The sequence below is a fragment of the Mesorhizobium sp. P2_H9 genome, from assembly GCF_056403215.1.
The window spans coordinates 301,925-321,090 of record NZ_JBFUFX010000004.1; the positions used below are offsets into that span (position 1 = coordinate 301,925).

Sequence of the window (19,166 nt, forward strand, 5' to 3'; positions counted from 1 at the left end):
ATAGCATGCGTTTTGCAGGACGGTTTGCCGGACGCTCGGCCGTGATCACTGGCGGCGCCTCCGGAATCGGCCTGGCCGTGGCTCAGAGACTTGTCGAAGAGGGCGGACGTGTTTGTGTCTGGGATCGCGACCCCGCCCAGATCGAACATGCCAAGGCTGTTGTCGCGGATTTGCAGGGCGTGACCATCGACGTTTCCGATCCAGTCGCGGTTGAAGACGCCGCGAAACGCGCGATCCAGGGGCTTGGCGCGGTCGATATCCTCGTCACCAGTGCCGCCATCACCGGACCGAACATGACCACCTGGGAGTATTCCATCGACGACTGGCGCCGGGTCATCGACATCAACATCAATGGCGTCTTCTTTTGCAACAAGGCACTGGTGCCGCATATGCTCGAACGCAATTACGGCCGGATCGTCAACATCGCGTCGATTGCCGGCAAGGAGGGCAACCCCAACGCCTCGGCCTACAGCACGTCGAAGGCGGCGGTGATCGGCATGACCAAGTCGCTGGGCAAGGAGCTGGCCAGGACCAAGGTGACGGTGAACTGCGTCACGCCGGCGGCGGTGCGCACGGCGATCTTCAACCAGATGAGCCAGCAGCACATCGATTTCATGCTGTCGAAAATACCGATGGCGCGGTTTGGCGAGGTCGAGGAGGTGGCAGCACTGATCGCATGGATCGCTTCCGAGGAATGTTCCTTCACCACCGCAGCGGTGTTTGACGTTTCCGGCGGCCGGGCTACCTATTGAAGCAAGTGAGGCGCGATTTGCCACCGAGAGCTGTGGCCGTCCGCCCGGAGTTTGCTTTGCTTGCCTGGCGTTGACCCTCCTTTGTCCGACGAAGAACTGCTCGACCGCTTCCAGCACGCGGCCTTCGGCTATTTCCTGGAAACCGTGAACCCGGAGAACGGGTTGGTCGCCGACACCTCGCGGCCGAATTGGCCGGCAAGCATCGCGGTCGTCGGCTTTGCGCTGTCCTGCTATCCGGTCGGGGTCGAGCGCGGTTGGATGACGCGCGAAGCTGCGATCAAGCTGACGCTTGCCACACTGCGTTTCTTCCACAACAGCCGGCAAGGCAATGGCGATGACGTCACCGGCCACAAGGGTTTCTACTACCATTTCCTCGACATGCAGACCGGCCTGCGCACCTGGCGCTGCGAATTGTCGATGGTCGACACGGCGCTGCTGATGGCCGGCGTGCTGGTGGCCGACGCCTATTTCCGAGGCGACAGCGAAGACGAGGTCGAGATCCGCGACTTGGCGGACGTGCTCTACCGGCGCGTCGACTGGCGCTGGGCGCAAGGCCGACGCCCAACCTTGCGGCAAGGCTGGAAACCAAAGAGCGGCTTTCTGTATTCCGACTGGGAAGGCTACAACGAAGCGACGATCCTCTATGTGCTGGCGATGGCCTCGCCCGACAAACCGGCCTCGGACGACAGCTATGAAGCGTGGACGTCGACCTATCAGTGGGAGACGATCTACGGCCGCGACGTGCTTTATGGCGGGCCGCTGTTCATGCACCAGTTCTCGCATGCCTGGATCGACTTCGCCGGCATCCGGGATGGATTTATGCGCGACAAGAACTCCGACTATTTCGAAAACAGCCGGCGCGCGACCTATATCCACCGCGACTATGCGCGGCAGAACCCGCTTGGCTATGACGACTACAGCGAGGAGCTGTGGGGCCTTTCGGCGGGTGACGGACCCGGCAATTTTCGCGCCGGGATCGCACGGCGGCCGCGCAAGTTTTTCAGCTATGCGGCGCGTGGCGCGCCCTTCGGCCCCGACGATGGGACGATTGCGCCATGGTCTTGTCTGGCATCGCTGCCCTTCGCCCCTGAAATCTGCCTGCCGGCATTGCGGCAGCTGCAAGAGCGCTACCCCCAATTGATCGACAATTTCAGGATGCCGAGCGGCTTCAACCCGACGCTGGCGAACCGGCGAAATTTTGGGCCGAGCGGCTGGATATCGGAAGGGCACTACGGCCTGGACCAGGGCATCGTCGTGCTGATGATCGAAAACCACCGCTCGCGCCTGATCTGGGAGCTGATGCGGTCAAGTCCGCCCATTCGTCTTGGCCTCAGCAGGGCGGGCTTCACAGGCGGCTGGCTGTCGCAGCCGGCGCGCGCTCCTCAGTCATGAAGATCCCTGGGGATTGCCGGGCCGACCGAAAAATCCGTGAAAGTGACCTCGAAGCCCTCGCGTTGCGGCGAACAGCACATCATGCCGACATCGGCCGACTTCGAGGGCGGGAAATAGGCAAGCCGCACCGGCTTCCAATGGCCGTCGGCCGCATCCAGATACTGGACACGGATGGTTTCGGCATGGCGGGTCAGACGGATCCTGACGCCGTTCGGATCGGCCGCAATGCTGACCAGCGACCAGTCGGAGGTATCGTTGGTGACGACGACAGAGAAATACGCCTGCCCGTCGGTGTATTCGATGCCGGCCTTGATCCAGTGCGTTTCGCTCAGCCGGACCATCAGCCCGGCCTGGTCGTAGAGCACCTCATAGCGCCCCTTGACCGTGACTTCGGCGCTGAAATCGCCCTCGACCGACTGATAGAGGAAGTGGCCATTGTCGCGCCAGAAGCCGTAGAAGGTTTCGCGCCAGAAGTCGGTTTCCTTGCCGGTGCGCACATGGACCGCGTTGTCGCCGAAAGCGTGATGCGGCGGCGGGTTGAGCCAGGTCAGGTTCGCATGGTGAGATGATGTCATCCGTTGCTTGCCTGCCTGGTCCGTCCTGCCGCCGGATTGATCAGCCGGCAAATGTGTAAGCGGTCTTCACCGTGGTGTAGAATTCCACCGCGTAGCGACCCTGTTCGCGCGGACCGTAGCTCGACCCCTTGCGGCCGCCGAAGGGAACATGGAAATCGACGCCTGCCGTCGGCAGATTGACCATCACCATGCCGGCTTCCGAATTCCGCTTGAAATGCGTGGCGTGCTTGAGGCTCGAGGTGCAGATTCCGGACGTCAGGCCGAACGGCGTGTCGTTGGCCACCGCCAGCGCTTCGTCATAGTCCTTGACGCGGATGACGTTGGCGACCGGCCCGAAAATCTCTTCGCGCGAAATGCGCATGGCGTTGGTGGTTTCGGTGAAGAGCGTCGGCTGGAGATAGAAACCGGGCGTTTCGCGGTCGAGCCGCTCGCCGCCGAAGGCGAGGTTGCCGCCCTCCTTGCTGCCGATGGCGATGTAATCCTCGTCCTGCTTCAGCTGGCTGCCGTCGACGACCGGGCCGATATGGGTTTTCGCATCGAGCGCATCGCCGACGACCAGCTTGCTCATGCGATCCTTCAGAGCCTCGACGAAGCGGTCGTGGATTCCGTCCGTTACGACCAGGCGGGACGACGCGGTGCAACGCTGGCCGGTCGAGAAATAGGCGCCGTTGACGGCGCAATCGACAGCCACAGCAAGGTCTGCGTCGTCGAGCACGACGAGCGGGTTCTTGCCGCCCATTTCGAGCTGGAACTTGCGCATGTGCTCGACGCTTGCCGCGGCGACGCGTTTTCCGGTGCCGACCGAGCCGGTGAAGGTGATGGCGTTGAGGTCCGGGCTGTCGAGCATGGCCTGGCCGACCACCGAGCCCTTGCCCATGACAAGGTTGAGAACGCCCTTGGGCAGGCCGGCGCGGTGCAGGATGTCGACGATGGTCCAGGCGCTCTCCGGGACCAGTTCCGCCGGCTTGAAGACGATGGTGTTGCCGTAGGCGAGCGCCGGCGCAATCTTCCACGCCGGAATGGCGATCGGGAAATTCCACGGCGTGATGATGCCGACCACGCCGACGGCTTCGCGGGTGATCTCGACCCCGACGCCCGGCCGCACGCTGGGGACCAGTTCTCCGGCCAGGCGCAACGTCTCGCCGGCAAAGAAATCGAAGAGCTGGGCGGCGCGAATGGTCTCGCCGATGCCCTCGACCAGCGTCTTGCCTTCCTCGCGCGCCAATGACCGGCCGATTTCATCCTTGCGCGCCATGATCTCGTCCGACGCCTTCTTCAGCACCGCATGGCGCACCAGGGGCGCCGAGCGCGACCAGGCGGGAAAGGCGGCTTTCGCCGCGGCAATGGCTTGCAGGGCCTGCTCCGCACCGGCCGAGGCATATTCGCCAACCACGTCGCCTGTGTTCGAAGGGTTGATGTTGCGGGAGCCGGCCTCGCCCACCCACTCGCCGTCGATCAGATTTTTACGAAACAGGGTCATCGTCTTTCCTTGTAGGTTCGCTGGTGGCGCCGTCTGCCGGGGTCATCTATCACCCAGTCATCTGTCGCCCAAGCCATTTATCAGACAAATAGCGATAGAGTGATGACGTTTCAAATCGAATAGCCGATGCCGCGCGCCAGCGAAAGCCTGCGTGTCACCCTGGCAAGATGGCCGGAACGAGATCGGTTCCCGTCAGCCCGCAAAGGACCAGAACAGGCAGGCCAGCGTCGCGACGGCAAAGACAACAAGGAACAGGCTTCTGAGCAGGATATTGCGCCGCAGCTCATTCATGATGAAATGGCACCCGACGATGGCGGCGACGAACAGGAACCGCCAGTTCAGCAGTGCCCACAGGGCGCCGCTCTGACCGAACGCCCATCTGGTGACAAGGCAGCCGACAATGGTGGCGAACAGGGCGATCGTCGCCCAGAAGATCACGTCCGCGGCATTGGTCAGGACGACACCGGCGGCTCGAATGGGCAGGATCATCATCAGCATGGCGCTGAAAAAGTAGACGGCGGCGAGCGGGATAAACGACCCGGCATCGGCAATGCCGTCCAGGCGTTTCACGCCGGTCACGCCGTATGGGTAGCCATGCCTGGCAACAGCCAGGCTGAGCGCCATGAGCAAAGCCGCCAGCACGGCAACCAATGCGAATGAAGTGAGGGCCTTGCTCATGCCGTTCCCTGAAGAGACGAATCAAACAAGGACGTTTTTAGCCCACGACAGCGTCGCCCGCTCTGGAAAAGAGCGACCCCTATTTACCTCTCGACATTTTCGCCGTGGCGTTGAAGGCCACGACCCATCATTTGCCGCAAGTCAGGAATGCGCAGCCGCCGGCAACCGCCAGCCCGCCTCCGGTCAGGGCGTGTATCGTCAGAGGGTTTTGAGAAGTCGAGACCGTCAAACGCGCGCGCCCGTCGCCATTTCGGGCGACGGGCTGCAGCCGTTTTGCTGGGCTCAGTCGTAGACTTTTATGATCGTGTGCGTGCTCGGATCAACGACCACCGTCCGATTGTCGATCACGGTGTAGCGGTACTTCACATTGGGAACTTCATGAAGCTCCACCGTATCGGGGAGAGCGGTGCCGACATTCAGTTCCACGCCCGGGAGCTTCAACGAAGCCAGAGGCTGCTTCTTCACATACTCCCGAATGACCGTTTCCTGTTCCGGCTGAATGATGATGTCTTCGGCCGCGGCTGCGCCGAGACCAACAAGCAACAAGACCGCTGCAGCGGTGCTGGCAAGATGGATTCTCATATTCTGCTCCTTTTCTGGACTCTGGCAGAGCGATATCGGCTCCGCGTTCAACCAACCTGACCTGCGAAAAAATGTTCCCCAAATTGGACTTCGGTCGGATGCAAAGCCGGGCCTAAGTCTGACGATGACGAGCAAAGGTCTCACCTAGCGCGCCGGTCGGAACGAGGCCCGTCTGCAGCCGTTGTTCACCTCAAGTTTAATGGGAGGAATTGATGGATAGGAGTGTTGGGCAGGCGCGCTGGTTGCTTGCGCCAATCTTTGCTGTGGCCATCACCGTTATGGCGATTGGATTGGCCCTTGGCTGACAGTTTGCACATTGGCGCAACTGTGTCCCGTTCCTGCGCTGATAGGGGTTCGCCCGCTATGGCGGGATGGCGAGCGAACCCTCACTTCGGAGAGGAAGAGAAGGACCTAATGTTCAAGGACAAGGAAACCCGATTTTGGGAAACTGGGCTGGTCCTGGCGGTGCCGCTCACGGTGTTGATCGCAAGCCTCCTTGGACTGATATGAATGACACGTGACCATGCAGAAGGAGAAGGCGGCCGGCGCATCTATCCCGCCAAGGATGCTGCCAAGGTCACCGCAGCTGCCGAGGCCGCGAAGTTTGCCTTCGTCGAGGCTGCCAAGGGGAAGGCGCCAATCCCCCGCGTTAGACTGCGGCGCCGGTCAATACTCTTAGGTGGCGCCTCACTCGCTGCCGTTTTGAGCCTTTTGATGTACTTGTTAAGCGCGGGCTAGATACGGCCCAAGGAAGTCCCAGGCGCGGGCGCCGACGAGCGTAGCGCATTGCAGACGCTTCCGGCCCAGGCCTGATGGACAACGCCACCTTGTCGAGCATGCCGAGCGCTTCGCCGGGCCGTACCGTTTGCACTAGTCCCCCCGTTGCCGAGCTCCCAGTGTGAGCGCGGCAAAGGCCACTGAGGGTTTTCAATCGCCCTTTTTTGGCTGCCTCTCGTCAGGCGCCAGGAGGACCGCAAAAAAGGGAACCCGCGCATCGGAGGACTGTAGACGATGTATATCCGCTGAGTGCTTTTCATGGCCACATTGTGTGGCGGCCGCAGTGTCTCACCAATGCGGACGACCGTTAAAATCGCGCCGTGCAAAAATTTTTGGCGTGGCCTCTTGAAGGGTCTTTCGGCCATTCCCAGATCGTTTGCCGTCGAGGCCTGAGGCTCGGCGAAACAGGCGTCGCATTGACCCTGCGGCGCTGCTTGTAACCCATGTTGCTTTACGGAGGATATGGCTATGAGAAGCTTTGATTATGCCCCCCTTTACCGCACGACGGTCGGCTTCGATCGTCTCTTCGATATGCTCGATAACAGCGTGCGGTCGGACTGGCCGCCCTATAACATCGAGAGGACCGGCGACAACGACTATCGCATCACCATGGCAATCGCCGGCTTCAGTCCCGAGGAGGTCGAGCTCACACAGCATGGCGCTGAGCTGATCGTAATCGGTCAGAAACAGCCCGAAGGGAGCGATCGGCAGATACTCCACCGAGGGATGGCGATGCGCAACTTCAAGCAGGTCTTCAGGCTGGCCGACTATGTGAAGGTCGCGAACGCGACGTTGGAGAACGGCCTGCTGTCAGTGGACCTGGTGCGCGAAATTCCCGAGGAACTGAAGCCTCGCCGCATCGGTATCGGCACCTCGGCCGACAAAGAACCTGTTCAGAAAAAGCAGATTAGCCAGGATACCGAACACCAGCGTAAGGTAGCCTGAACTATCAGCAATCAGTCTGCGGTCCCGCCTCCCGGCCTAGCCGGGGGGCACAGATTGCGGAGAATGGAGATGACAACCGGATCTGAATTCTTTTTGCAAACCAAAGCAAGCAGGGCGGCTGAAGACATCATGGCGCAAAGCCTTGCCCACCCCGAGGATGTCCTCGACCACCCCGCTATGAGCGTCACCGAAAAACGTGCGTTGTTGGCGTCCTGGGCATCAGACGCACGTGCCGTCCCAGGTTTGCCGATACTGCGCCAATTGGATGACGGGTCGATCGTAAAAGTCGACGAAATCCTTCGCGCTCTGAAGGCTCTCGACGGTCAGCAGCAACTCGAACCATGCCAAGATCGGACTGGCAAGTCGTGGCGCCCGCCCTTCGGTCGGCGGCCCCGCAAGAAGTGGACGTCGTGGATACCTCAGCGCCGGACGGATGACGACAATGATCCTCCACCGTGCCCAGCATTAGCCGTCATTCCTCCGAAGAAGGGCGGTGGTGGGACAAATGCCTATCCCGAATTGGCAATGGCATAGAGGCGGAGTCGGGCGTTCGATCGCTGGCGGCCAATCAGGCTTTCGGCGATCGAACCCCAAATAGGCATGGGTAGGCCTGCCCGCCTGATAGCACCGGGTGATGTTCAGGCCGCGCGATCTGAGGCTTGGGCGGTATCAGGATCGGCGAGATACTGGGGGGCTGAGACCGCGTCAGCCACCCGCCGCCGGTTCGGGCCGGATGCACCAGCGATGGCCGATGACCTCAAACTGAAATGCGTCAAGTGCGGCAGCAAGAAAGTCGGCCTGATCTGTACGCCCGACGCGCGGCCGAACGCCTACCGCAAGGCAACGGGCGGTTAGGCGGCAAAGATGCGCCTACTTCCGCATAATCCATTCCGGCAAGCCGGCGTCGACCGTCGAGCGGCCGGTATATTCGCGGATCAAAAGCAGGGCGTGTTGACGCCATCGATCTTCGGGAATGCTCTCTTCGGTGACGGATTTCCTGAAGGCGCTGCGCAGCACCGCGCAGTCGAAAGCAGATATCGAAACACCCTCTCTTCCCATGGTGCAACTCCCGCCCAAGGGTCGCAAAAATGGTGACCTCGAAATAATAAATCCGTGCTGTAGCGGGTTCAATAGGATTTGAAGTGCCCCAGTTCGGAACGTTAGCTGTCGCTAAATGTTGAGGGGCGCGGCAGGTGACTTACATCGCCTGCCGAAGATCGGGTCTCGTACACCCGATCGGCCCGCGCCTACTCCGCCAGAGGGCGCGGGCTTTCGGCACGCACGGCAGGCAAAGGACGGCAGCGCCCGTTGGCCTTTAGTGCCAGAGAGACCAGGGACCTCGGTCTGAATTGAGCGATTGCTAATATGCCCATAGATTGCTTGGCGCGGGACGACCCCAAACGACCCAAAGCCCCGCAATGGCCGGTGCGGCGCGTTCACCCGAGCATCTACCGCACCGGCCGTGCCCCTAAGCAGGGCGTGTCCCATTTCGAGAGTGAATTGCAGGCATCAATCTTGCACCGCAGGCTTTGCCGGTTAATCCCGGTCCTGGTCGCGTAATCTGATCAGGTTGTAGGCTCGTCGGGCTTGAGGCGGTTGGGGTCTTCGCCCGGCGAGTTCTACCGAGGCCTACTGCTCAGCGGCCCGGCAGTCCGTTGGGGTGGCATTCGACTGACCGCCGGGCCTGACTGGCTCAGGCGGGCGAGCCAGCTAAAGCTGACCCTAATATTAGCAACTATGCGGAAGAACCCTGTTTGGACGTTTTCCCCTGCTAATGGCCGAGCACCCTTGTAGGGCTATTGGCAACCGCCGTTCATCCGGGGAAACGGGACCCTGGTCGAGCGCACTGGTGCGCAGCGTTGGCAGGGAAACGGGTGGCGAAGCCACTAGGGCCGGAGCCACTCCAAAGCCTCGCAAAGTGTGAGGCTTAGGACGATTTCCCTTAGGCCACGACCCATCATTTGCCGCAGGTCAGGAATGCGCAGCCGTCGGCAACCGCCAGCCCGCCTCCGGTGCGACCTGGGACCCGCTGCCCTACCTCCTCTGCGTTCCGGCCGCAGCGGCGCGTGGTCGATCGCGTCACGGCCGACGCCGAGCCATCGAGACGGGGCGTCTGTTAATCCCTGTCAACTTGCCGGTTTGCGCGCCGTGACGATCCACGCCGCGCCGTTGATCATCACCGACCGGTCGCCGGGGCAGTCCGCGAAGACGGCACGAACCGCGGCCGAGGCGCGGGCGCGGATATCGTCGGGCTGATCAGCGAGAGAGCGCGCCAGCGGGCCGACCTCGAGTGTCATCTTCACCGCGTCGTCGAGCGCCGCGTCCCGCGTCTCCCCCTTGCCGAACGGGATGGAGGCATCGAAGGGCGCGATAGCGACATCGGTGAAGCCAGCCACCGTTAGAATACGCGCCACCCGGCCCTCGTCGCCAAACGAGAACGGGCCGGGCGCTTCGCGGCCGGGCGGCGTCATCGGCGGGAGGATGCCCTTCATCGCGCCCATCGGCAAGCGCACCCAATCGTTCTCGGCCATGCCGCGCCAGCAGACGAAAGCGACCCGCGCGCCCGGCTTGAGCGCACGGCGCATATGTGTGAAGGCCGCCGCAGGATCGTCGAAGAACATCACTCCGAAGCGCGAGAACAGAATGTCGAACGCGCCCTGGGGCAATTCGGCGCTGCTGGCGTCGGCCACCTGGAACACGGCCGGCGTATCGTGTGGCGCCAGCACGCGCGCTCTGCCGATCAGCGGTTCCGATATGTCCACGCCCAGCACATGGCCCCCCGCGCCGACGCGGGCGGCCAGATCCAGACTAGTCGCTCCCGCGCCGCAGCCGACGTCCAGCACGCGTTCGCCCATGGCGGGCGCGGCGACTTCGATCGCGGCCTGGCCGAACACCGCCATCATGGCATCGAGCCGAGCCTGGTAAGTGACCCAGCGCTCCCCGCTTTGGCCTTTCCAGTCGGCTACCTGATAAACATTGTTCTCTGTCATGCCAAATCCTTCGTTCAGATCCGTCTTACCCAGGCTATCCGCCCGCGTGGTGGTTCCCACCGTGTGCGGCGACGAACAAGGCGACGGCGGACCGGCAATAGGATTCGATTTCGTTGTCGTCCTCTGCTCTCGCCTCATCGAAACGTGCGATAATCAGGAGATCGGATCCTTTGATAAGCGCGGCAAACAAGCGGGCGGACCGGAGAGGATCGGGCACGTTCAGAACCGCCTTAGCGTGCAACTGACGCAACAGGGCCTCGATTTGGGCGATGACATAGGCGGGGCCGGCTTCGTATTGGAGCTTGCTTAACGACTTTTGATTCGTCTTGTCGGCCATGATCATGGCTTCGACACTGCGGACGTCCGGGCTCAACAGCGTGCGAAGCAGGGTTGATCCCGCCGCCATGAGCTGATCTTCGGCCGAACCGTCGACGCCTTCAGAAAGCGCCTGTGGTACAAACTGATGGCAGTGGGCCGCGATGGCCGCGCCGAACAGCGCCTCCTTGTTCTCGAAGTGACGATAGATGCTGAGCTTGGATATCCTCGCTCGCTGGGCGACCTTGTCCAATGTCGTCGCTTGAAAACCCAATTCCACAAAGAGTTCGTACGCGGCGTCGACTATCGTTTGGCCAAGCGCCTCGTTGGCGGGCCGGCCGCGCCGGCCCTGGCTGTTTTCGGTCACGACAATTCCAGTCCTTGACAGTATCCTAATTCTTGAATTACGATACCATATAGTATCTAAAAGGTGCAAGCCAATGCGTAGGTGTCCTCCAAATCAAGTTTCTCCGGGCCGCCCGGCGATATCGAATGCGGCATCGTCCGGCCGGTCAGCACAGTGATGGGCGACTTTCTCGTCGATGCCGAAGCTCTGCTCGCTGCCCGTCTCGAGCGCGTATCGTTGGACGCTATTTCGTGCCAGGCCCAGCCCAACCCCCTCCATCCACAACACGGAGCCCATCACAATGGATGACGTCATCATCATCGGCGGCAGCTTTGCCGGCCTCGCCGCCGCCCTGCAGCTCGGCCGCGCCCGCCGCAAGGTCACCGTTCTCGATACCGGCCTGCCGCGCAATCGCTTCGCCGGCCACTCGCATGGTCTGCTTGGCCACGATCACAAACCACCGCTGGACATTCTAGCCGAGGCGCGGCGGCAGCTGGCGCGCTATCCCACGATCAGGCTCGTCAGTGCCCGGGCCGACAGCGTCTCCGGCGCCATCGACAATTTCTCCGTCCGCACTGGCGATGGCGAAAACCTCGGCGCACGCCGCCTGATCCTGAGCTATGGCATCGTCGACCAGATGCCTGATATTCCGGGCTTTGCCGAAGGCTGGGGCTCGGCCATCGTGCCCTGCCCCTATTGTGACGGCTTTGAAGTCGCCGGCCAGCATTGGGGCCTCGTCTGGTCAGGCCGGCAGTCGCATAATCAGGTCAGGCTGTTCCACGATTGGACCGACAGGTTGACGGTCTTCGCCGATGGTCACGACATTCCGCCCGATATCCGGGCCGATCTGGCGCGTCGCAACGTACCTGTCGTCGAGGGCAGGATCACCGGGATCGCCCATAACGGGCGCCATAGCGCAACCGTCAAGCTCGATAGCGGCCCCAATGCCGCGGTCGACATCCTCTTCGCCCATCCGCGCAACAAACCGTCCGCAAGCCTGCATGAATCACTGGGCCTCGCCACGGTCGATACACCCCTCGGCGTCGTGCTCAAGGTCGACGAGCGCCGCGAAACCAGCATGCCCGGCATCTACGCCGCCGGCGACCTCACCAACCCCCTCTTGCCCTCGGTCACCACGGCATCATGGCAAGGCGCGATGGCGGGCATCTTCGCCCAGCAGTCGATGCTGGCTTGAGAGCACAGATTGGAGGATGAGCATGGCCGTCGAACCGGACAGCGAGGGTGTGCGCTTCCCTCCGCCCTTGCTCTATCTGGGAGCCCTACTGTTGGGCAGGCGGCGGAGCGGTTCGTCACCCTCCGCTCTGTCGGCATCGACTGGTGACCTTGCCGATATATCGGCAGGGGTCACCTGTTACCCCTAACGTTACCCTGGTAACAAAAAGGCCGGTCCTTTGGGAACCGGCCATATCACTTAAGTGATTGAATTTGTTTGGTGGAGCCAATCGGAATCGAACCGACGACCTCTTGAATGCCATTCAAGCGCTCTCCCAACTGAGCTATGGCCCCACTTCCGGCAGTTCGCCGGCGCCGTTTCCGGCGAAGAGATCCGGCGCGGGTTGAGACCGCGCCGTTAGTGCAGGCGGCTTCTAACCCCGCCTTCCCTGAATATCAAGCCTGCAAGAACCGCTTTTTCGTCACGGCCCAAGAAAGCAGGCAAGTGCTTGCGGCGGATCAGACTTCGTCGTCGTCGTCGCCAACGCCGATCATGTCGGCGACATCGTCGTCTTCTTCCTCTTCGTCGGCGAGGAAAGTGTCATCCTCGTCGTCGCCGAGGTCGACCTCGTCCTCGTCGTCGCCAAGATCGGGAAGATCGTCGGCCTTGACGTCATCGTCCGCCTCTTCGAGCGGAACGATCTCGACGCCCTCTTCCTCCTCGGCGTCGACTTCCTTCTCGGCAACTTCCTCTTCCTCTTCGATGGCGGCGATCTTGCCTTCCTCGAAATAGGAGCGCGGATAGCTCTTGCCGGTATAGGGCGAGACGATCGGGTCCTTGTTCAGGTCATAGAATTTTCGACCCGTCTCGGGGTCGATGCGTTTGGTGCCAAGTTCGGTTTTTGCCACGGCAAGCCTCGTCGATAAAAGTTTGGTCCCCATAACCACAGTTTGCAGCGCTGTCAAAGACTAAAGCCAGCGTCATAAATCCCGGCTTTGCTGGACCTCGCGCAAGGGGATGACCATTTCGGTCCGCCGTGATACGAGACCGCGCAAACCAAAAGAAAACGGCCGGCTGCCGGCATTTTCATCCAGGGAAAGACCATGTCGCACACTGCCGCCCCAAAGCCGGCCACCGCCCGCAAATCATCAGCCCTTTCGGGTGCCGCTCGCGTACCCGGCGACAAGTCGATCTCGCACCGCTCCTTCATGTTCGGGGGTCTCGCTTCCGGCGAAACCCGTATCACCGGGCTGCTGGAGGGCGAGGATGTGATGCGCACGGGTGCCGCCATGAAGGCGATGGGCGCCCATATCGAGAAGCATGGCACTGAGTGGGTAATCCGCGGTACCGGCAATGGCGCGCTGTTGCAGCCGGAAGGCCCGCTCGATTTTGGCAATGCCGGCACCGGCTCGCGCCTCACCATGGGCCTGGTCGGCACCTACGACATGGAAACCACCTTCATTGGCGACGCCTCCTTGTCCGGCCGGCCGATGGGCCGGGTGCTCGAGCCGCTGCGGCAGATGGGTGTGCAGGTGCTTAAAGCCACCCCCGGCGACCGCATGCCGATCACGCTGCGCGGCCCCAAACACGCCGCACCCATCACCTACCGCGTGCCGATGGCCTCGGCGCAGGTGAAGTCCGCCGTGCTGCTCGCCGGCCTGAACACGCCGGGCATCACCACCGTGATCGAACCGGTGATGACGCGCGACCATACCGAAAAAATGCTGAAGGGCTTTGGCGCCAATCTGTCGGTCGAGACCGACGAGCGCGGCGTCCGCCATATCTTCATCGAAGGCCAGGGCAAGCTCACGGGACAGACCATTGCGGTGCCGGGCGATCCCTCCTCGGCCGGCTTCCCGCTGGTGGCGGCACTGATCGTACCGGGTTCGGACATCACCATCGAAAACGTGCTGATGAACCCGACCCGCACCGGACTTTTGCTGACGCTGCAGGAAATGGGCGGCAGGATCGACATCCTCAACCCACGCAATGAAGGCGGCGAGGATGTCGCCGACCTGCGCGTGCGTTACTCCGAGCTGAAGGGCGTCACCGTGCCGCCCGAGCGGGCACCGTCGATGATCGACGAGTACCCGGTGCTGGCGGTGGCCGCCAGCTTCGCCGAGGGCAAGACGCTGATGCAGGGGCTGGAAGAATTGCGGGTCAAGGAATCCGACCGGCTGTCAGCTGTCGCCAACGGATTGAAGCTCAACGGCGTCGACTGCACCGAAGGCGAAGCCTCGTTGGCAGTGCGCGGCAGACCGGGTGGCAAGGGCCTCGGGAGACACCCCAATGGTCCGGACACGACCGTCCAGACCCATCTCGACCATCGCATCGCCATGAGCTTTTTGGTGATGGGGCTGGCGACGGAGAAGCCTGTTACCATCGATGACGCCGCGATGATCGCGACCAGCTTTCCGGAATTCATGGGGCTGATGAAGGGACTGGGCGCGGAGATCGAGTGACAGTTGATGGCAATCGCATACCTTGGAGATTGGCGTCCGACATCGCTCCCTTCGTCATCCTGGGGCGAAGCAAGGAGCGAAGCGACGCGGCGCAGACCCCAGGATCCATGCCGTGACGCCAGAGCGTCGCGACGGTGCAGAATTCTGGTCCGTAGCACTCTTCGGCAAATGTCACGGCATGGATCCCAGGGTCTTCGCGACGGAGCTACGCTCCTGCTTCGCCCTAGGATGACGAAGTCGCGAGGGCTGAATGCCAAGCCTTGCGAAGTGTTGGTCCGCCAATGACCTTCACCATCGCCATCGACGGTCCGGCCGGCGCAGGCAAAGGCACGCTGGCCCGCCGGCTGGCCGACCACTATCGGCTGAACCTGCTCGACACCGGCCTCACCTATCGCGCCGTTGCCTACGCGCTGCTTCAGCACGCGCTGCCGCTCGACAATGTCTCCGCGGCCGAAACCGCTGCGCGGCAGGTCGATCTGGCAAAGCTCGACCGGGCGGTGCTGTCGGCGCATGCGGTCGGCGAGGCCGCCTCGAAGGTCGCCGTGTTCCCGACTGTACGGCGCATCCTGGTCGAAAAGCAGCGCGACTTTGCCAAAACGCCGCCGGGCGCGGTGCTCGACGGCCGTGACATCGGCACCGTCGTTTGCCCCGACGCCGACATCAAGCTCTATGTGACGGCGAGTGCCGAGGTGCGGGCACAGCGGCGGCTGGCCGAGATCGAAAGCATCGGCGGCACCGCCAATTTCACCGAAATCCTAGCCGATATCGTGCGGCGCGACGAGCGCGACATGGGCCGCGCCGACTCGCCTTTGAAGCCCGCCGCCGACGCGCACTTGCTTGATACCAGTGAAATGGCTATAGAAGCCGCGTTTCTGGCGGCGAGAGCGATCATCGACGACGCCCTCGCCAAGAGAGACAAGGCCTGAGCCGGGTTTTCCACGCGCTGCCGATTGCCGGTGGCGACAAAGATACCCATATCGGGCACGAACCAGCCTGCCAGCATTCTTCATGCGCCGGAATTGCCGCTTAGAAAGCGGCCAAGGGCTTTTTGCCCGGAACGCCGGCAGGCTAACGCAACGCTAACCCACGGCGCCCGTCCCGCGACAGATGCGGGGCACTCCAGGAGAAACTATGTCAGCTGCAAATCCCACTCGCGATGATTTCGCGAGCCTGCTCGAAGAATCATTTACCGCCGGCCATTCCGGCGAAGGCCAAGTCGTCAAGGGCATCATCACCGCCATTGAAAAAGACATGGCGATCATCGATGTCGGCCTCAAGGTCGAAGGCCGCGTGCCGCTGAAGGAATTCGGCGTCAAGGGCAAGGACACCACCCTCAAGGTCGGCGACACGGTCGAAGTCTATGTCGAGCGCATCGAAAACGCGCTTGGCGAAGCGATGCTTTCCCGTGAAAAGGCCCGCCGGGAAGAGAGCTGGGTCCGTCTCGAAGAGAAGTTCACCAAGGGTGAGCGCGTCGAAGGCGTCATCTTCAACCAGGTCAAGGGCGGCTTCACTGTCGACCTCGACGGCGCCGTGGCCTTCCTGCCGCGCAGCCAGGTCGATATCCGCCCGATCCGCGACGTCTCGCCGCTCATGCACAACCCGCAGCCCTTCGAGATCCTCAAGATGGATCGCCGCCGCGGCAACATCGTGGTGTCGCGCCGCACCGTGCTCGAGGAAAGCCGTGCCGAACAGCGTTCGGAAATCGTGCAGAACCTCGAAGAAGGCCAGGTTGTCGAAGGCGTCGTCAAGAACATCACCGATTACGGTGCGTTCGTCGACCTCGGCGGCATCGACGGCCTGCTGCATGTCACCGACATGGCATGGCGCCGCGTCAACCATCCGACCGAGATCCTCAACATCGGTCAGACGGTCAAGGTGCAGATCATCCGCATCAACCAGGAAACCCACCGCATCTCGCTCGGCATGAAGCAGCTCGAGAGCGATCCGTGGTCCGAGATCGGTACCAAGTTCCCGATCGGCAAGAAGATCAAGGGTACCGTCACCAACATCACCGACTACGGCGCGTTCGTCGAGCTGGAGCCAGGCATCGAAGGCCTCATCCACGTTTCGGAAATGTCGTGGACCAAGAAGAACGTGCATCCCGGCAAGATCCTGTCGACGACGCAGGAAGTCGACGTGGTGGTGCTCGAGGTCGATCCGGCCAAGCGCCGCATCTCGCTCGGCCTCAAGCAGACGCTCGAGAATCCGTGGCAGGCTTTCGCCTCGAGCCATCCGGTCGGCAGCCAGGTCGAGGGCGAGGTCAAGAACAAGACCGAGTTCGGCCTGTTCATCGGCCTCGAAGGCGACGTGGACGGCATGGTCCATCTCTCCGACCTCGACTGGACCCGTCCGGGCGAGCAGGTGATCGAAGAGTACAATCGCGGCGACATGGTCAAGGCGCAGGTGCTCGACGTCGACATCGACAAGGAGCGCATCTCGCTCGGCATCAAGCAACTGGCCAAGGATACGGTCGGCGAAGCGGCGACTTCCGGCGAACTGCGCAAGAACGCGGTCGTCACCTGTGAAGTCACCGGCATCAAGGATGGCGGTCTGGAAGTGCGGCTGGTCGACAGCGGCATCGAGACCTTCATCAAGCGCAACGACCTCAGCCGTGACCGTGACGAGCAGCGCCCCGAGCGCTTCTCGGTCGGCCAGAAGCTGGACGCTCGCGTCATCGCCTTCGACAAGAAGACCCGCAAGCTGCAGGTCTCGATCAAGGCGCTGGAAATCGCCGAAGAGAAGGAAGCAGTCGCACAGTACGGCTCGACCGACTCCGGCGCTTCGCTGGGCGACATCCTGGGCGCCGCGCTGAAGAAGCAGGGCAGCTAAAAGACAACGACGCCGCGCTCGTCGCGCGGTCGTCATTCGAAATGAAAAACCCCGCCGGAGCGATCCGGCGGGGTTTTTCTTTGAACTGTTTTTTTGAGTTCAAGCCCTGCCGTAAAGCGGCACCAGCGTGCCGCTCATCGCCAGATTGGCCGGCGAGGCGAGATAGGCGATCGCCTCGGCGGCCGCTTCCAGGCTGACCCATTTGGTGAAATCGGCATCCGGCATGTCGGCGCGGTTGGCCGGCGTGTCGAGCGTCGATGGCGCGACAGCGTTGACCAGGATGCCCTTGTGCTTCAGCTCCTCGGCCATCGCCACCGTCATCGCGGCGACCGCCGCCTTGCTGGCTGCGTAGGCGACGCTGCCGGCGCCCTTGCGCGGCTCCAATGCAGCCCGCGCGGCGATGTTGACGATGCGGCCCGCCGTGGCGGATGCCAGCATCGAGCGCACCGCGGCGCGACAGCACAGGAAGGCGGTGCGGGCATTGGTATCCATCATCTCGGCAAAGGAAGCGGACTCGATCTTTTCCACAGGTGCCGAGGCAAAGCCGCCGGCCAGATGGATGGATCCCCACAGACCTGGAACCTGGCTGTAAAACGCCTCGACCTTGGCGGGGTCGGAGAGATCGACATTGTGCACCAGCCGGACGCGATCGTCGGCCGCGAAGGGGAAGTGCGAAGGCGCCGCGGCATGGGCATTGGGGACATGGCAGATGGCGCCCTCACCCAGCAGCTTGCCGACAACCGCGCCGCCGAGAGCCCCGGTGCCGCCGGTCACCACAATATGCTTGCCATCAAGTGTTTGCGTCATCTTCGACCGCTCCTGTTATTTTTTTATGCTTATGCCGCGCCGGTGGCAAAGGTCGCGCCTTTCGCATGATTGCTCAACTGAAATATCGACATGGCAGGGTCGCTTCTTTGCATCGCTTCAAGTCGTCGGCCAACCAGCGACGATCGCGTCCCAGAGCAGATGCTTGCTGGTCTCCGGGCGCTCGGCCCAGTGGGTGAGCTTGTGCAGCCAGAAACGATCGAAGACGGCGCGATGGGCGACTTCATCGAAAGGCTCGAAGAGCAGCCATTGCAGCTCATGTGGTCGATCCGCGCTGACCTGGGGCATGCGCAGGAAATCATGCCGAAGCTGACGGTGCAGGAGAAGCGAAGCCTCTAAGTGGTGCGGGAACATGAAATATTGGTGAAGCGTGTCGTACGTCTTCCAGTAATCCGCCAAGCCGTGCAGCACGGTCTCGACCAGCGGATGTCCCTTGCGGGCGTGAATGAAGCAGGTTTCCACAAGCCGGGCGTGGCGATTGGTTTCGCGCAGGATGTAGAAATCCTCGCGCTCGATTTCGGCGGGAACGGGCTGCCGCAACAGGATCGTCGCGTCGAGCCACGTCCCGCCATGACGGTGAAGCAGGCTGAGGCGAACGAAGTTGGAAAAGTGCTGACTGCCCATCAACTGGCGCCGGCGCTTGTCCCAGATGTGGCCTGGCAGGTCGACATGGTTTTCAATAGTCTTGTCGTCGAGCACGACGAGTTCGCGGTCGCCCTTGTGACGCTCCACGGATCGCAGGCATGCCTTGATCACCGGTGGCGCCTCGTCGACGCCTTGCGCCCAATATTGCCATATCGGGCCGAGGCCGCCGGTCGGCTTGCTGGTGGAGCACCATTGCGAATGGTCGACGGCGATATGACGGGAACGCCAGTCGCGCTTTCGCGCGTAGGTCATGCAAAACTTCGCGGCACGCCTTCGCAACGGCCAGGGCAAGGCGCGTGAGGACGCCACCCAGCGCGGCGCGGCCAGATACGGAATTGTCAGCGGATCGCGGATCGGCGTCGGCTCGCTGAAAAACGAACGCGCCGGCCGGTCATCGCT

At 62.2% G+C, this 19,166-nt stretch carries 18 protein-coding genes, 1 tRNA gene and 1 pseudogene; 9 read left to right on the forward strand and 11 right to left on the reverse strand.

From position 1 onward, the window contains the following. The first annotated feature begins 5 nt into the window (after positions 1-5). Both AC1DXN_RS09680 and AC1DXN_RS09685 read left to right on the forward strand, forming a co-directional pair. Positions 6-752, forward strand: coding sequence for an SDR family NAD(P)-dependent oxidoreductase (locus AC1DXN_RS09680; RefSeq protein ID WP_477241152.1), 747 nt, complete (start codon positions 6-8; stop codon positions 750-752). 81 nt (positions 753-833) lie between these two features. Beyond that, complete coding sequence (locus AC1DXN_RS09685) at positions 834-2,144, forward strand: glucoamylase family protein (protein WP_477275755.1); 1,311 nt, start codon at positions 834-836, stop codon at positions 2,142-2,144. Here the strand turns inward: AC1DXN_RS09685 and AC1DXN_RS09690 are convergent. From AC1DXN_RS09690 to AC1DXN_RS09705, 4 genes are all read right to left on the reverse strand, one after another. Continuing rightward, entirely contained in the window at positions 2,135-2,719 is a 585-nt protein-coding gene (locus AC1DXN_RS09690) for a DUF1349 domain-containing protein (protein ID WP_477241148.1), read from the reverse strand. The two genes, AC1DXN_RS09685 and AC1DXN_RS09690, sit on opposite strands and share 10 nt — an antisense overlap. A gap of 40 nt (positions 2,720-2,759) precedes the next feature. After that, the gene (locus tag AC1DXN_RS09695; protein ID WP_477275757.1) at positions 2,760-4,199 is read right to left on the reverse strand and encodes an aldehyde dehydrogenase family protein; all 1,440 of its coding nucleotides are present in this window, start codon (positions 4,197-4,199) and stop codon (positions 2,760-2,762) included. Positions 4,200-4,391: 192 nt separating this feature from the next. Beyond that, on the reverse strand, positions 4,392-4,877 hold the full coding sequence (locus AC1DXN_RS09700) for a hypothetical protein (protein WP_477275759.1): 486 nt from the start codon (positions 4,875-4,877) through the stop codon (positions 4,392-4,394). Between the two features lie 282 nt (positions 4,878-5,159). Next, entirely contained in the window at positions 5,160-5,459 is a 300-nt protein-coding gene (locus AC1DXN_RS09705; protein WP_477275761.1) for a DUF1236 domain-containing protein, read from the reverse strand. Between the two features lie 1,245 nt (positions 5,460-6,704). Here AC1DXN_RS09705 and AC1DXN_RS09710 point away from each other — a divergent pair. Both AC1DXN_RS09710 and AC1DXN_RS09715 read left to right on the forward strand, forming a co-directional pair. Further along, a complete protein-coding gene (locus tag AC1DXN_RS09710; RefSeq protein ID WP_477275763.1) occupies positions 6,705-7,181 on the forward strand; it encodes an Hsp20 family protein in 477 nt (158 codons plus the stop codon). Positions 7,182-7,250: 69 nt separating this feature from the next. Continuing rightward, positions 7,251-7,715, forward strand: a complete 465-nt coding sequence (locus tag AC1DXN_RS09715) for a hypothetical protein (protein ID WP_477275765.1) — start codon at positions 7,251-7,253, stop codon at positions 7,713-7,715. A gap of 336 nt (positions 7,716-8,051) precedes the next feature. On the opposite strand, the gene AC1DXN_RS09720 is transcribed toward AC1DXN_RS09715, so the two are convergent. The 3 genes from AC1DXN_RS09720 to AC1DXN_RS09730 form a co-directional block, all read right to left on the reverse strand. Then, positions 8,052-8,240 (reverse strand): hypothetical protein, encoded by a 189-nt coding sequence (locus AC1DXN_RS09720; RefSeq protein WP_477275767.1) that lies wholly within the window; start codon positions 8,238-8,240, stop codon positions 8,052-8,054. A 1,067-nt stretch (positions 8,241-9,307) separates the two neighbouring features. Next, on the reverse strand, positions 9,308-10,171 hold the full coding sequence (locus AC1DXN_RS09725; protein ID WP_477275769.1) for a class I SAM-dependent methyltransferase: 864 nt from the start codon (positions 10,169-10,171) through the stop codon (positions 9,308-9,310). A gap of 34 nt (positions 10,172-10,205) precedes the next feature. Then, on the reverse strand, positions 10,206-10,853 hold the full coding sequence (locus tag AC1DXN_RS09730) for a TetR/AcrR family transcriptional regulator (protein ID WP_477275771.1): 648 nt from the start codon (positions 10,851-10,853) through the stop codon (positions 10,206-10,208). Between the two features lie 280 nt (positions 10,854-11,133). On the opposite strand from AC1DXN_RS09730, the gene AC1DXN_RS09735 reads away from it, so the two are divergent. Together AC1DXN_RS09735 and AC1DXN_RS09740 are read left to right on the forward strand one after the other, a co-directional pair. Beyond that, complete coding sequence (locus AC1DXN_RS09735) at positions 11,134-12,027, forward strand: NAD(P)/FAD-dependent oxidoreductase (protein WP_477275773.1); 894 nt, start codon at positions 11,134-11,136, stop codon at positions 12,025-12,027. Between the two features lie 22 nt (positions 12,028-12,049). Next, positions 12,050-12,171 (forward strand): annotated as a pseudogene (locus AC1DXN_RS09740) (isoprenylcysteine carboxylmethyltransferase family protein); the annotation flags it as partial. Positions 12,172-12,283: 112 nt separating this feature from the next. Here AC1DXN_RS09740 and AC1DXN_RS09745 read toward each other — a convergent pair. Next, positions 12,284-12,359: transfer RNA gene (locus AC1DXN_RS09745), tRNA-Ala, on the reverse strand. A gap of 165 nt (positions 12,360-12,524) precedes the next feature. Next, positions 12,525-12,914: a TIGR02300 family protein gene (locus AC1DXN_RS09750; protein ID WP_477275775.1), complete on the reverse strand. Its 390-nt coding sequence runs from the start codon at positions 12,912-12,914 to the stop codon at positions 12,525-12,527. A gap of 195 nt (positions 12,915-13,109) precedes the next feature. Here AC1DXN_RS09750 and aroA point away from each other — a divergent pair, with 195 nt between their 5' ends. The 3 genes from aroA to rpsA all read left to right on the forward strand — a co-directional run bounded on the left by aroA (position 13,110) and on the right by rpsA (position 17,297). Beyond that, the gene (gene aroA, locus AC1DXN_RS09755; RefSeq protein ID WP_477275777.1) at positions 13,110-14,468 is read left to right on the forward strand and encodes a 3-phosphoshikimate 1-carboxyvinyltransferase; all 1,359 of its coding nucleotides are present in this window, start codon (positions 13,110-13,112) and stop codon (positions 14,466-14,468) included. Between the two features lie 281 nt (positions 14,469-14,749). Next, positions 14,750-15,394, forward strand: a complete 645-nt coding sequence (cmk, locus tag AC1DXN_RS09760) for a (d)CMP kinase (RefSeq protein ID WP_477275779.1) — start codon at positions 14,750-14,752, stop codon at positions 15,392-15,394. A gap of 205 nt (positions 15,395-15,599) precedes the next feature. Continuing rightward, a complete protein-coding gene (gene rpsA, locus AC1DXN_RS09765) occupies positions 15,600-17,297 on the forward strand; it encodes a 30S ribosomal protein S1 (protein WP_127259581.1) in 1,698 nt (565 codons plus the stop codon). 99 nt (positions 17,298-17,396) lie between these two features. Here the strand turns inward: rpsA and AC1DXN_RS09770 are convergent, their stop codons facing one another. Both AC1DXN_RS09770 and AC1DXN_RS09775 read right to left on the reverse strand, forming a co-directional pair. Further along, positions 17,397-18,104: an SDR family NAD(P)-dependent oxidoreductase gene (locus AC1DXN_RS09770; RefSeq protein WP_477241090.1), complete on the reverse strand. Its 708-nt coding sequence runs from the start codon at positions 18,102-18,104 to the stop codon at positions 17,397-17,399. A gap of 117 nt (positions 18,105-18,221) precedes the next feature. Beyond that, positions 18,222-19,019: a capsular polysaccharide synthesis protein gene (locus AC1DXN_RS09775; protein WP_477275781.1), complete on the reverse strand. Its 798-nt coding sequence runs from the start codon at positions 19,017-19,019 to the stop codon at positions 18,222-18,224. Positions 19,020-19,166 lie beyond the last annotated feature (147 nt).

Coding starts and splice junctions, on each gene's coding strand:
- AC1DXN_RS09725 (WP_477275769.1), bottom strand. CDS start 10,171: ATGACAGAGAACAATGTTTATCAGGTAGCCGACTGGAAAGGCCAAAGC.
- AC1DXN_RS09680 (WP_477241152.1), top strand. CDS start 6: ATGCGTTTTGCAGGACGGTTTGCCGGACGCTCGGCCGTGATCACTGGC.
- AC1DXN_RS09770 (WP_477241090.1), bottom strand. CDS start 18,104: ATGACGCAAACACTTGATGGCAAGCATATTGTGGTGACCGGCGGCACC.
- aroA (WP_477275777.1), top strand. CDS start 13,110: ATGTCGCACACTGCCGCCCCAAAGCCGGCCACCGCCCGCAAATCATCA.
- AC1DXN_RS09710 (WP_477275763.1), top strand. CDS start 6,705: ATGAGAAGCTTTGATTATGCCCCCCTTTACCGCACGACGGTCGGCTTC.
- AC1DXN_RS09735 (WP_477275773.1), top strand. CDS start 11,134: ATGGATGACGTCATCATCATCGGCGGCAGCTTTGCCGGCCTCGCCGCC.
- AC1DXN_RS09700 (WP_477275759.1), bottom strand. CDS start 4,877: ATGAGCAAGGCCCTCACTTCATTCGCATTGGTTGCCGTGCTGGCGGCT.
- AC1DXN_RS09715 (WP_477275765.1), top strand. CDS start 7,251: ATGACAACCGGATCTGAATTCTTTTTGCAAACCAAAGCAAGCAGGGCG.
- AC1DXN_RS09705 (WP_477275761.1), bottom strand. CDS start 5,459: ATGAGAATCCATCTTGCCAGCACCGCTGCAGCGGTCTTGTTGCTTGTT.
- AC1DXN_RS09690 (WP_477241148.1), bottom strand. CDS start 2,719: ATGACATCATCTCACCATGCGAACCTGACCTGGCTCAACCCGCCGCCG.
- AC1DXN_RS09720 (WP_477275767.1), bottom strand. CDS start 8,240: ATGGGAAGAGAGGGTGTTTCGATATCTGCTTTCGACTGCGCGGTGCTG.
- AC1DXN_RS09695 (WP_477275757.1), bottom strand. CDS start 4,199: ATGACCCTGTTTCGTAAAAATCTGATCGACGGCGAGTGGGTGGGCGAG.
- cmk (WP_477275779.1), top strand. CDS start 14,750: ATGACCTTCACCATCGCCATCGACGGTCCGGCCGGCGCAGGCAAAGGC.
- rpsA (WP_127259581.1), top strand. CDS start 15,600: ATGTCAGCTGCAAATCCCACTCGCGATGATTTCGCGAGCCTGCTCGAA.
- AC1DXN_RS09775 (WP_477275781.1), bottom strand. CDS start 19,019: ATGACCTACGCGCGAAAGCGCGACTGGCGTTCCCGTCATATCGCCGTC.